The sequence below is a fragment of the Marinobacter caseinilyticus genome (genome assembly GCF_011074955.1).
Taxonomy (GTDB): Bacteria; Pseudomonadota; Gammaproteobacteria; order Pseudomonadales; family Oleiphilaceae; genus Marinobacter; species Marinobacter caseinilyticus.
Genome location: NZ_WUQJ01000006.1, coordinates 136,795 through 149,999 on the forward strand (window position 1 = coordinate 136,795; position 13,205 = coordinate 149,999).

Genomic DNA, 13,205 nt, shown 5'->3' on the forward strand with positions numbered 1-13,205 from the left:
TTAATACGACCGAATCATGGGCTGGAAAGTGTCCACTGTTTTCGGCGTAAAGTTGACATCACGTTTACCCAGTCGCTTTTCAAGCGGAAAGTAAATCGAATGCTTCAACCAGTTATCATCATCACGCTCAGTGAAGTCGTTGCGAGCGTGTGCTCCGCGACTTTCACGACGCTCCATGGCAGAAAACGCGGTCGCGTAGGCAACTTCGAACAGGTTTTCAAGCTCCAGCGCTTCGATTCGCGCAGTGTTGAAGGCATTGCTCGTGTCACCGATAGTGACGTTGCGCGCCCGCTCACCAATGGAATCAAGTTTTTTCAGACCTTCCGCCATGCTATCGCCATCACGGAAAACACCAAAATAGAGCTGCATGCAATTTTGGAGATCTTTTCGAACCTCAGCCACACTTTCGCCTTCCGTGGTACTGTTCAAACGGTTCAAACGCGAAAGCGCACGCTCAATATCTTCTTCTGTGGCAGCTGTTGTATCAAAACCAGCACGCAAACGTTCTTGAATGTGCAAACCGGCAGCGCGGCCGAATACAATCAAATCCAGCAGGGAATTTCCGCCCAGCCGATTCGCGCCATGAACGGACACACAAGCGGCTTCACCACAGGCAAACAGACCTTCGATGACCTGGTCCTTGCCGTCCTTGTCTTGCGTCAGCGCCTGACCACCGACGGTTGTCGGAATCCCACCCATCATGTAATGGCAGGTAGGCACGACTGGGACTGGCTCTTTCACTGGATCCACATGCGCGAATGTCTTCGACAATTCGCAAATACCGGGCAACCTCAAATTGAGCGTTTCCTCGCCCAAATGATCCAGCTTAAGTAACACGTGGTCTTTCTCGGGACCACAACCACGCCCTTCCAGTATCTCAATGACCATGGAACGGGCAACCACATCGCGGCCGGCAAGATCTTTCGCGTTGGGCGCATAACGCTCCATAAAGCGCTCGCCATCACCGTTGATCAGATAACCGCCCTCACCCCGGCAACCTTCCGTTACCAGCGTGCCGGCGCCGTATATGCCGGTCGGGTGGAACTGCCACATTTCCATGTCCTGAACCGGGAACCCAGCGCGCAGCGCCATACCGATACCATCGCCGGTGTTGATCAGTGCGTTGGTTGTAGAGGCATAAATCCGTCCCGCACCACCCGTGGCCAACACGGTTGCCTTGGCTTTGATGTGTACGACTTCACCGGTTTCGATTTCGATGGCAACAACACCCACCACCTGGTTTTCTTCGTTTTTAACCAAATCAACGGCGTACCATTCGTTAAGGAACGTGGTGCCACCTTTCAAATTCGCCTGGTACAGGGTATGCAAAAGGGCGTGACCTGTTCGATCCGCCGCTGCGCAGGTGCGTGCTGCCTGTCCGCCTTTACCGTAATCCTTGGACTGACCGCCAAATGGGCGCTGATAAATACGGCCCTGCTCTGTTCGTGAAAATGGCAGGCCCATGTGTTCCATTTCAAATACGGCCTGCGGGCCCACCGAGCACATATACTCAATAGCATCCTGATCACCGATGTAGTCCGACCCCTTCACGGTGTCATACATATGCCAGCGCCAGTCATCATTGGGGTCCGCGCTTGCAATCGCACACGTGATACCACCCTGTGCTGACACTGTGTGCGAGCGCGTTGGGAAGACCTTGGTGACACACGCAGTGTCAACACCAGACTCGGTCAACTGCAGCGCCGCACGCATGCCTGCGCCACCACCACCAATCACAATAGCGTCGTAGGATATGGTCTTGATATTAGCCATCAATTAATGCCCCCAAAGAATCTGTATACCCCAGACGACATACACAAACATGGTTAAACCACATGCTGCCTGAACGAGGAATCTCGGCATTGCCGCTTTAATATAATCGGTCGTTACGGTCCACAACCCTATCCAGGCGTGAGCACCAATTGACAGCAGAGCCATGAGACTGAAAATTCGGAACCAGGTGTGCGAGAACAATGCACTCCAAGATTCAAAGCTCACGTCCGTGACAACCAGGAAGCCCAACAAGAACAGGGTGTACAGAGCCAATACGTAGGCTGATACCCGCTGGACTATCCAGTCCTGAACACCACTACGACCAAAATTAGTGACACTGTTTACCATACCCAAACCCCCGCCAAAACAATGAGAATGACTGATGTTGCAATCGTGAGCTTGGCAGCCAGTCGACCGCCTTCAAGCGTCTCGCCGATTCCCATATCCATGATCAGGTGCTTGATACCTGCCACGAGGTGGTAAAGCAGGGCAGAAAGAATCCCCCAAACAATCAACTTCGCGAAGAACCCGCTCAGAAGTTCATTGACCTGTTCAAACCCCTCTTCCCCGGACAGGGAAACGTCAAGTCCGTATAGCATGAAGGCAACACCCACGAAGATGATGATGCCACTGACACGATGCAGAATTGACGTAATGGCTGGCAGTGGAAAATGAAACTTGCCGAGATCGAGATTTACTGGTCGTTTACTATTCACAGCGCTCTCACACTCTCTTTTTGCTCCGCAGTTCCGACGTAGCCGGCGCGGATGGTTGGTATGTATGCTCGTCTCTAATGCCCTGTTGAGCATGACGCACATGTCGGCAGGGTAGATGCTGGCACCAACAGTTATTCCGTCGCTGACATCCAGTTCGTACCCTGTTCCGGGCTAGGGATTATAAGGAGTGGTCCAATGAATTACAAACGCGCAACCGGCGAAAACACTGACATATCAGGTACTGTGGCGCTCTAGAACGCTGATAGCCAATTTCTATTGATCATTTTTTCAACATTATTAAGTCCAAACTTACCCCCCACACAACTCACAGATTTCGGTTTTTATCCTGACTTTCATTGACAAAAAAAGCCAACTCTCTATATTTTGCCGCCAGTTTTATCAAATTAAGCATGCTGAATTGGCTATCAACAGTTCAACCAATTGCTTATAAAACTACTCTAAGCCGATGTAAAAAAAATAAAAACAGATAAAGAGCATGCCATCGCTGAACGCGAATGGGCTTACAGTGACCAAGCGAGCACAACTTGTGTAATAATGTGCGCCTTCTCGCGCTTCACATGCAAATAACTCGCGCTACAAATGCTGATAACAGGAGAGCACCATGACCGACAGGAAAGCCACGCTTTCGGTGGGTGACAAATCAATTGAGCTGCCGATCTATTCGGGCACGACAGGCCCAGACGTAATCGATGTTCGCGCATTGGTTCAGGAAGGCGTGTTTACCTACGACCCGGGATTTGTGTCAACCGCAGCCTGCGAGTCAAAGATTACTTACATTGATGGTGCGAACGGCGTCCTGCTACATCGCGGCTACCCGATCGAGCAACTGGCGGAAAGCTCAGACTACCTCGAAGTATGTTTTCTGCTGCTTCACGGGGAACTGCCAACACCGGAAGAAAATCAGCTGTTTCGTGACACCGTTAAAAATCACACGATGATTCACGATCAGATGCGTAATTTTTTCAACGGGTTCCGCCGCGACGCGCACCCGATGGCAATTATGTGCGGTGTGGTCGGTGCCTTGTCCGCGTTCTACCACGATCAAATGGATGTCACCAATGTAGAGCAGCGCGAGATCACGGCGCACCGCCTGGTCGCGAAAATGCCGACCATTGCAGCATGGTGTTACAAGTACGCCAATGGGCAACCCTTCATGTATCCGCGTAACGACCTTTCCTACGCTGAAAACTTTCTTTACATGATGTTCGGCACACCCTGCGAAACCTACATGCCCAGCCCTGTTCTGGCAAAAGCCATGGATCGCATCTTTATTCTTCATGCGGACCATGAGCAAAATGCCTCAACCTCAACGGTTCGCTTGGCAGGGTCAACAGGCGCCAACCCGTTCGCCTGCATAGCGTCCGGAATTGCGGCACTCTGGGGTCCAGCCCACGGCGGCGCCAATGAGGCGGTACTGGCCATGCTGGCCGAAATTGGCGACGAGGCAAACATTGAAAAGTTCGTTGCGAAAGCCAAAGACAAAGACGACCCTTTCCGCCTGATGGGCTTTGGACACCGGGTTTACAAAAACTTTGATCCGCGGGCAAAGGTAATGCGTCAAACCTGCCATGAGGTTCTGAAGGAACTTGGGCTGGAAAACGATCCATTGCTGCGCATCGCGCAGCGGCTGGAGCAAATTGCGCTGGAGGACGAGTATTTCGTGAAGCGCAAACTCTACCCCAATGTCGATTTCTATTCCGGCATTATTTTGAAAGCAATGGGAATTCCAACTTCCATGTTTACCGTCATTTTTGCCATGTCGCGCACGATTGGCTGGTTCTCACACTGGAATGAAATGGTGAGCGGTGATTACAGGATTGGTCGTCCACGTCAACTCTACACCGGAGCAACCGCTCGGGATCTCCCGAAACGGTAATTGACCTCGGACACCTAAAAAGGCCGCTGATCACAGCGGCCTTTTTAATGCGCATCTGTAAAATACGCCCCCAAACCCTACTCTGCCTCCCCTTATCGAGACGTCACCCACTCTGGGACCGAAGTTTTGGCATGCTCCTTCGTTCTAAGCTAATCTGGAGTGCTTAGCCTGAAACCACCCTCTTTCCTTGACTAACTGGAGATCGTAATGACTACAACCGTCGCATTCCTCGGCCTGGGGGTCATGGGTTACCCCATGGCTGGACACTTGGCCGCCGCCGGACTCAACGTCAGGGTCTTCAACCGCACGGCTGCCACGGCCAACAAATGGACACAAAGCCATCAGGGTACAGCCCACGGCAGCATTGCCGAAACCCTTGAGGGCGCGGAGATTGTGCTGACCTGTGTTGGCGCAGACCCTGACCTGATCAGCATGTATGAGGGGCCCGAGGGCATCATCGCCAATGCCGCGCCAGGTGCTGTTCTGGTGGATCATACAACCGCGTCAGCGGATATCGCGGAACATTTGGCCAACAAAGCCTATGAGGCCGGCCTGGGCTTTGTTGACGCGCCCGTATCCGGTGGTCAACAAGGTGCTGAAAATGGCCAATTGACCATCATGTGTGGCGGCAACTCGCAAGACTTTAGCCGAGCAAAACCGATCATCAATTGCTATGCCAAGGCCCTCAACCTTATGGGCACCGCCGGTGCCGGGCAAAAGACAAAAATGGTCAACCAGATTGCAATTGCCGGGTTGGTACAGGGGTTGTCTGAAGCGCTGCATTTTGCCGAGAATGCCGGTCTTGATGCCAGCAAAGTGGTTGACGTTATCTCCCAGGGTGCAGCCCAGTCCTGGCAAATGGACAATCGCGCGGCGACAATGCTGGAGGGCAAGTTTGACTACGGATTTGCCGTGGACTGGATGCGAAAAGATCTAGCCATCTGCTTGGGCGAGGCGAACAGAAACGGCTCGGCCTTGCCGGTTACAGCACTGGTTGATCAGTTTTACGGGGATGTTCAAGCGATGGGAGGTCGTCGCTGGGACACTTCTTCACTGGTAGAACGACTGAGGCGCATTCGGGCGAAATAAACAAACTGCCCGGGCTCCTGCAATCAGGTTGCCCGGGCAGAGCATACTATTCGTCGACTACCCATTTTCCGTTGCGATAATATGAGCGCCAGCCTGTGGCTTTTCCTTCTTTCTCACTCATCACATATTGCTCTTTCGTCTTTCGACTGTAACGAATGACGGCAGGATTCCCTTTAGGGTCTTTTTCCGGCGCTTTCATCAGGAATGCGTACTTTGGATCCAGTTCGTCCTTATGGGGCTTCACTTCCTTCACAAGCGGCGCCCGCGTCTCACGATTTTTTGGAAACTTGCTGGCCGCCAGGAACAAGCCTGAAGCACCATCTCTCAGTACGTAGGTGTCATCAACCTTCTCGCACTTGAGCTCAGGCATGAAAACCGGATCCATTTTAGGAGGGGCTGGCTCGCCGCTTTTAAGCAGCTTACGGGTGTTCTTGCAATCGTCGCTGGTGCAGCCAAAGTACTTTCCAAACCGGCCTGTTTTGAGCTGCATCTCCGACCCACACTTGTCGCACTCCAGCGTCGGGCCATCGTATCCTTTGATACGGAACGTACCCTTTTCCACTTCAAACCCGGAGCAGTCCGGATTATTACCGCACACGTGCAACTTCCGGCCTTCGTCAACCAGATAGCTGTCCATGGCCGTACCACACTTCGGGCAGCGGCGTTTTTTACGTAGCAGCCGGCTTTCGCCCTCGCCTTCCACGTCGTCGTCCGCGCTAACGACTTCATCACCCGACGTCAGGTTGATGGTTGTTTTGCAGCGCTCCTTCGGGGGCAGTGAATACCCGGAACAACCCAGGAAGACACCGGTACTGGCGACGCGAATCTGCATGGGTCGCTTACAGGTAGGACATGGAATGTCGGTTTCTGTCGGCGTGTTACCGCGCATACCGTCATCGCCCGTGCCACTGGCCTTCTCAAGCTGCAGACTGAAGCGCTTGTAGAAACCGTTCAGCACTTTTTTCCACTCGATTTGACCCCTGGCGATTTCATCCAGCTCTTCTTCCAGCCGGGCGGTGAAATCGTAATCCATCAAGTTGGAAAACGATTCCGATAACCGTTCGGTGACAATATCGCCCATCTTTTCCGAGTAGAATCGGCGGTTCTGGAGCCTAACGTAACCTCGATCCTGAATGGTCGATATAATAGAAGCGTAAGTGGAAGGCCGGCCAATACCCTGTTTTTCAAGTTCCTTAACCAGACTTGCCTCAGTATAACGAGGTGCCGGCTTGGTGAAGTGCTGGGTCGGGTCAAGCTTGTCCAGTGACAGTACTTCACCCACCTTGATGTCAGGTAACGCCACGTCTTCATCTTTCTTGGCTGACTGGGGCGCCGCCTTGAGGTGACCATCAAATTTGATGATACGACCACGGGTACGCAATTCGTAATTGGCAGCTGAGACCGCAATCGAAGTACTCAGGAACTCCGCATCAGCCATCTGGCAAGCCATGAATTGCCGCCAAATGAGGTCGTAGAGCTTCTCAGCGTCTTTTTCGAGACCACTGATGTCAGCGGGGCGACGACTGACGTCGGTTGGACGGATAGCCTCATGAGCCTCCTGGGCGCCTTCCTTGCTGCCGTAAACCCGGGGGGCCTCTGGCAGATATCGCTCACCGAATTGTTTCTTGATGAATTCGCGACAGCCCGCCACCGCATCCTGACTCAGGTTCGTCGAGTCAGTACGCATGTAGGTGATGTAACCCGCCTCGTACAAGCGCTGGGCCAGCATCATGGTTTTTTTGACACTGAAGCCCATCCGATTACTGGCAGCCTGCTGCAGCGTTGACGTGATAAATGGCGCGCCAGGCTTGGACCGAGTGGGCTTGTCTTCCCGTTTGGCAACCTTGAAGTCGCTGGCATTCAGACGCTCAACGTGGGCCTTACTCTGGGCCTCATTTTCTGGCCGGTAAGGCTTGTCATCGTAACGGGTAACTTCAAATCGAATTGGCAGGCTGGCACTTTTTGACCCCAGGTCTGCGTGCAGTTGCCAGTATTCTTCCGGTACAAAAGCGCGTATTTCACGCTCTCGCTCGACTATGAGTTTCACCGCCACTGACTGAACCCGTCCGGCAGACAGCCCACGGGCAAGCTTCGCCCACAATAGGGGCGAAACCATGTAGCCCACCACCCGGTCCAGGAAACGACGGGCTTGCTGGGCGTTGACTCGATTGGTGTCCAACGCGCCGGGGTCCTGAAAGGCCTCATTGATTGCGCGCTTGGTAATTTCATTGAACACAACGCGACGGTATTTTTCGGGCTCACCGCCAATGGTTTCCTGAAGGTGCCAGGCGATGGCCTCCCCTTCGCGGTCCAAATCCGTCGCGAGGTAAATGTGGTCAGCGGATTTGGCCAAGCGTTTGAGTTCGCTTACGACCTTTTCCTTGCCCGGTAAAATTTCATAGCGGGCTTGCCAGTTCTGGTCCGGATCAACACCCATACGGGCAACGAGTTGATCACGGGCCTTACGCTTTTTGTGCGCGGCCTTTTCTTCCGGATCCATTTTACGAGTCTGGGCAGCGAGCCTTGCTCGTTCTTTTGGATCAGTTTGGGAGCCACTGCCGCTTACTGGCAGATCACGAATATGACCAACACTGGATTTAACAATAAAGTCAGAACCCAGATATTTGTTGATCGTTTTCGCTTTTGCTGGCGACTCGACAATTACGAGACTCTTACCCATATCGGAGATCGTATCCTTGGAAATGATCAGTTAAAAAACCGATGAACCGTAAACTCGCTGGAAAATCAGGCGGCTAGAAAACAACCAAAGCCTGTCACAGTGTATAGGTGCTCTGTTTTACAGGGTCAAGATAAGCAAAACAACCCATTATTGTCCGTAAAATTCGCATTTGTCTTGGTTTGCACCGTCATTCTATGAGGGGTTGGCAAAAAAAAGCCCGGCTAAGCCGGGCTTTTTGAACGCATTCAGGCAACCGTCACAGACGCTCCCAAACCGTTGCAATACCCTGACCAAGACCGATACACATGGTGGATACACCAAGCTTACCGCCTTTGGCCATCATCACGTTCAACAAGGTGGTGGAAATCCGCGCCCCAGAACAACCCAGAGGGTGCCCCAACGCGATAGCGCCACCGTTCAAGTTGACTTTTTCTTCCATCACACCTGCCAACTTCAGGTCTTTCAGAACTGGCAGTGACTGACCGGCAAACGCCTCATTCAGTTCCCAAAAATCGATATCTTCGACTTTCAGGCCCGCCCGCTTAAGCGCTTTCTTGGTCGCCGGAACCGGGCCATAACCCATGATCGCGGGATCACAGCCAGCAACAGCCATGCTGCGAATCCTGGCAATTGGCTTTAGGCCCAACGCTTCAGCACGCTCAGCTGACATCAGGACCATCGCAGCCGCACCATCGGTCAGCTGCGACGAAGTCCCCGCCGTCACGGTACCATTCTTAGGGTCGAAGGCTGGCTTCAGCTGGCCCAGCGACTCTGCAGTGGTGTCAGGACGGATCGTCTCGTCTTCTTCGATCAGCACGCGGAAACCATTCTCATCATGACCTTCGATCGGAACGATTTCGTTTTTAAAGCGACCTTCCAGCGTCGCTTCATGCGCCAGACGATGTGACCGGGCACCAAACTCATCCTGCTGCTGACGGGTAATTCCGTGCATCTTCGCCAGCATCTCAGCGGTCAGGCCCATCATATTGGACGCTTTGGCAGAATACTTTGAGGCTGCCGGGTTGTGATCAAACCCCTCGGTCATTGGCACATGGCCCATATGCTCAACACCACCGACGACAAAGGTATCGCCGTTGTTGGTCATTATGGCCTGGGCCGCCGTGTGGATTGCCGACATGGCCGAGCCACACAGTCGATTCACGGTCTGCGCTGCAGATTCATGAGGGATGCGAGTCAGCAAGGAAATCTGGCGCGCTACGTTGAAGCCCTGTTCTTTGGTTTGGTTTACACATCCCCAAATAACGTCTTCAACTTCTTTCGGGTCGAGCTTCGGGTTACGTTCGAACAATGCGTCGATGAGCGTAGCCGACAGGGTTTCCGCACGTACATTGCGAAAACACCCATTTTTGGCACGACCCATCGGAGTCCGCACGCAATCGACGACGACAACGTCTCTCGGATTAAGGCTCATAGATCTTTCTCCGTTCGGAAATCTCGTTCAGGATCAGCCAAAGAACTTTTTGCCAGTCTTGGCCATTTCACGCAGTTTGTCGGTCGGGTGATACAAGGGACCTAAATCTGCGTACTTGTCTGCCAGTTCGACGAACTCGGCAACGCCCATATCGTCGATATAACGCAGCGCACCACCACGGAACGGCGGGAAGCCGATACCGAAGATCAGACCCATATCGGCGTCTGCCGGTGCTTCCACAATGCCATCTTCCAGGCAGCGAACGGTTTCCAGGCACAGCGGGATCATCATCCGCGCAATAATATCTTCGTCACTAAATTCATTTTGTGACTGAACCACGGGCTTCAGCAGCTTGTAGGTTTCTTCATCAACCACTTTCTTCTGCTTGCCCTTACGGTCGAGCTCGTACTTGTAAAAGCCCTTTTCGTTTTTCTGGCCATACCGGTTGTTGTCAAACATGACATCAATAGCGGTGGTGCCTTCATGCTTCATGCGGTCCGGGAAGCCATCAGCCATAACCTGGCCCGCGTGCTTTCCGGTGTCCATGCCGACCACATCCAGCAAGTAAGCAGGACCCATCGGCCAACCGAACTTTTCCATGACCTTGTCGACGTTCTGGAAATCCGCGCCATCGCGTACCAATCCAATGAAGCCACCGAAATAAGGGAACAGCACCCGATTGACCAAAAAGCCTGGGCAATCGTTAACAACGATTGGTGTCTTACCCATCGCCTTGGCATAGGCAACGGTGGTAGCAATCGCTCGGTCACTGGTCTTCTTGCCACGAATAACTTCAACCAACGGCATCATGTGTACCGGATTGAAAAAGTGCATACCGCAGAAGTTTTCAGGGCGCTTCAGATTCTTAGCCAGCAGATCGATGGAGATGGTCGAGGTGTTAGAGGTCAAAATGGTGTCTTCGCGAACCGAGTCTTCGACTTCTCTCAGAACAGCGTCTTTAACCTTCGGATTTTCAACGACCGCTTCAACAACCAGATCAACGCCTTTAAAATCACCGTAGTTCAGCGTCGGCGTGATGCTATTCAGCACGTCCGCCATCTGATCAGGCTTCATCTTGCCTTTATCAACACGCTTGGCAAGCAACTTCTTGGCTTCCTTCAGGCCCAGGGCAATGCCTTCCTGATTGATATCCTTCATCAGGATCGGAGTGCCTTTCAGCGCAGATTGGAAAGCAACACCGCCGCCCATGATGCCGGCACCCAGAACCGCCGCCAATTTGACGTCATTGGCCTCTTTTTCCCATTGCTTGGCTTTTTTCTTGAGTTCCTGGTCATTCAGGAACAGGCCAACCAAACACGCCGCCACGTTGGTTTTCGCCATTTTGGCAAAACCTTTGGCTTCAACTTCAATGGCTTTGTCTCGAGTCAGACCGGCATGCTTCTGCATGACCTTGATCGCTTCCACCGGCGCCGGGTAGTTGCGGCCAGCTTTCCCACCAACAAAGGCTTTGGAGATTTCAAACGCCATCATGCTTTCCATGGCGTTCAACTTGATCTTGCCCTTCTTTTCTTCGCGACGGGCGTTGTAGTCAAGTTTGCCTTCATTGCACTGATCGATCAGCTTGACTGCCGCTTCAACCAGTTTGTCATTCTCAACTACCGCATCAACGGCACCTACTTTCAATGCTGCGTCAGCTCGGTTTTCCGCGCCGCCACAGATCCACTCGACAGCATTGTCCACACCGACGAGGCGAGAAAGACGAACGGTGCCACCGAATCCCGGGAAGATACCGAGTTTGACTTCAGGCAGGCCAACTTTTGCCTTCGGCCCCATGACGCGATAGTCAGTTGCTAGGCACATTTCAAAACCACCACCCAGTGCAATGCCATTGATGGCGGTCACTGTTGGAAACGGTAAATCTTCAATGGCACTGAATACAGCGTTAGCCGTCAGGTTGTTTGCGATCAGATCGTCTTCTGATCCGGCAAACAGGTCTGTAAATTCCGTGATATCTGCACCAACAATGAAGCTGTCTTTTGAGCTGGTCACAACCAGGCCCTTCAGATCTTTTTCAGCATTCAGTTTGTCGGTCGCGGCGCGGAGCTCTTCGATGGTGAGGCGATTGAACTTATTAACTGACTCGCCTTGCAAGTCGAAGTCCAGCTGAGCGATTCCGCCTTCGATCTTTTTAACCGTGATGGCTTTACCTTCGTAAATCATCAACTGATCTCCAGTCTGTGTTTGGAACTGCTTGCAGTCATCAACGAACAACCTGCCGTCGATGGCCTGTTCTGCAGCAATATTTCGGTCACTGCCCGATCATTCGATCCAAAATTCATACAGTCGTTTGAATCGAGAGGGCCACACGATGAAAAAATTTGATGCGTTTGTCAATTTGTTTCTTACGGGCCGGAACGCCGGATGGCTGCCGAAAGGACTGGCTTGCTCAAATGAAAACGGATTCAATTGTTATTTTTCAAAGAATTAAGCTAATTTCTTTAGAAGCCACTCAAGAACTGGCGGCTACCTGCAATAGTTAGTTACAATTTAATCAGGTCCGCCACCACGAAAACTGCTTGATTGGCCGCTGGACTTACTTTAACTTCAAACTCGTACTTTAGTCCAATAGCCTGACAGCCTGTCGATGCGTCTTGTTAAAGCCGCTCGTCCCGAGCCGACACACGCTTGGCCAGGCTCAAGGAATACAATAATAAAACTGAAAAAACGGAGAAATCATCCGATGAAAGACGCTCGCCTCCGAACCCGCTCGCTCATTGCCGGGCTGTCCTTGTTGTTAATCGCATCGTTCTCGGTAAAGGCTGAAGAATCGCCGTTATTGGACAATATCCATGCGTTCAGAATCAGTAATTTTATTGGATTGAATGCCTTCTACCAATTCAGCGCTAATGGAGCCACCGACATCCTCAACGAAGTTGTTGAGAGCATCAACAGTGCCAATAGTGCCTTGAACACGGTCAATGAAAGCGGCACAGACGTATTGAATAGTGACCAACTGGGTGAACTGACAACTGAGTTCGACAAGTTCAAAAATTTAATGCGGCAAAATATTAACGATGTTCGCAAGAATGGCTATCCGGACATACGGATGATGTCCGAACTGGCCGACCAGGCTCAAGCGCTGGGGGATATTTCGACGGAATTATATGCAAGCGCAAGAGAGAGCTCGGAAACGGATACCGATGACCGGGTAGAGGCCGCTCGTTCTGCAGCAGTGCTGATGGCTCAAATGATGTCAAAATACTCAGCCCGCTCCAATTCCTCCGTTGCACAGACTTTTCAGGGTGCAGCGACCGCAACGCCTTTGGATAAACAAGCGGTAGAATTTGACCAACTCATGGATCGGCTCAATGCTGGCAGCGCCAGCGGCGAACTTAAAAAGACCATTGATAGTGTTTCTTCAAAGTGGCAATTCATTCGTGGCTCCTACGTTAACTACAACGATGACAATGTGCCGTTCATCATTGACCGTTACTCGAAAGGCATTCTGGACGGCCTGGCGAACACGATAGCCATGTTGCGCAAAACCGCCTGAACGCACCTCGCAGGAGCGAGTCACCATCGACTCGCTCCTGCGTACACTTTTTCTTGAACTGCCCTTACCCTTCCTGTCGTCTGACCAAACAGTGATCGTGATCG

The 13,205-nt window shown here is 52.2% G+C and carries 9 protein-coding genes; 3 read left to right on the forward strand and 6 right to left on the reverse strand.

Translation table 11 applies throughout. The features are described from left to right. The 3 genes from sdhA to sdhC are packed head-to-tail and all read right to left on the reverse strand — an operon-like array spanning position 1 to position 2,489. Complete coding sequence (gene sdhA, locus GRX64_RS02875; protein ID WP_166263687.1) at positions 1 to 1,773, reverse strand: succinate dehydrogenase flavoprotein subunit; 1,773 nt, start codon at positions 1,771 to 1,773, stop codon at positions 1 to 3. A 3-nt stretch (positions 1,774 to 1,776) separates the two neighbouring features. Then, positions 1,777 to 2,121 (reverse strand): succinate dehydrogenase, hydrophobic membrane anchor protein, encoded by a 345-nt coding sequence (gene sdhD, locus GRX64_RS02880; RefSeq protein WP_166263688.1) that lies wholly within the window; start codon positions 2,119 to 2,121, stop codon positions 1,777 to 1,779. Beyond that, the gene (sdhC, locus tag GRX64_RS02885) at positions 2,115 to 2,489 is read right to left on the reverse strand and encodes a succinate dehydrogenase, cytochrome b556 subunit (RefSeq protein WP_166263689.1); all 375 of its coding nucleotides are present in this window, start codon (positions 2,487 to 2,489) and stop codon (positions 2,115 to 2,117) included. The genes sdhD and sdhC overlap by 7 nt, the downstream gene beginning before the upstream one ends. Before the next feature lie 622 nt (positions 2,490 to 3,111). On the opposite strand from sdhC, the gene gltA reads away from it, so the two are divergent. Beyond that, complete coding sequence (gene gltA / locus GRX64_RS02890; protein ID WP_166263690.1) at positions 3,112 to 4,386, forward strand: citrate synthase; 1,275 nt, start codon at positions 3,112 to 3,114, stop codon at positions 4,384 to 4,386. A 207-nt stretch (positions 4,387 to 4,593) separates the two neighbouring features. Next, positions 4,594 to 5,475 carry an NAD(P)-dependent oxidoreductase gene (locus GRX64_RS02895; protein WP_166263691.1) on the forward strand — a complete coding sequence of 294 codons (882 nt, stop codon included), beginning with the start codon at positions 4,594 to 4,596 and terminating at the stop codon, positions 5,473 to 5,475. A 46-nt stretch (positions 5,476 to 5,521) separates the two neighbouring features. Here GRX64_RS02895 and topA read toward each other — a convergent pair whose 3' ends face one another. The 3 genes from topA to fadB form a co-directional block, all read right to left on the reverse strand. Then, on the reverse strand, positions 5,522 to 8,155 hold the full coding sequence (gene topA / locus GRX64_RS02900; protein WP_166263692.1) for a type I DNA topoisomerase: 2,634 nt from the start codon (positions 8,153 to 8,155) through the stop codon (positions 5,522 to 5,524). A 256-nt stretch (positions 8,156 to 8,411) separates the two neighbouring features. Continuing rightward, positions 8,412 to 9,587, reverse strand: coding sequence for an acetyl-CoA C-acyltransferase FadA (gene fadA, locus GRX64_RS02905; RefSeq protein ID WP_166263693.1), 1,176 nt, complete (start codon positions 9,585 to 9,587; stop codon positions 8,412 to 8,414). 33 nt (positions 9,588 to 9,620) lie between these two features. Continuing rightward, positions 9,621 to 11,768, reverse strand: a complete 2,148-nt coding sequence (gene fadB / locus GRX64_RS02910) for a fatty acid oxidation complex subunit alpha FadB (protein WP_166263694.1) — start codon at positions 11,766 to 11,768, stop codon at positions 9,621 to 9,623. Between the two features lie 520 nt (positions 11,769 to 12,288). Here fadB and GRX64_RS02915 point away from each other — a divergent pair. Further along, positions 12,289 to 13,101, forward strand: a complete 813-nt coding sequence (locus GRX64_RS02915) for a hypothetical protein (protein ID WP_166263695.1) — start codon at positions 12,289 to 12,291, stop codon at positions 13,099 to 13,101. The last annotated feature ends 104 nt before the right edge of the window (positions 13,102 to 13,205 follow it).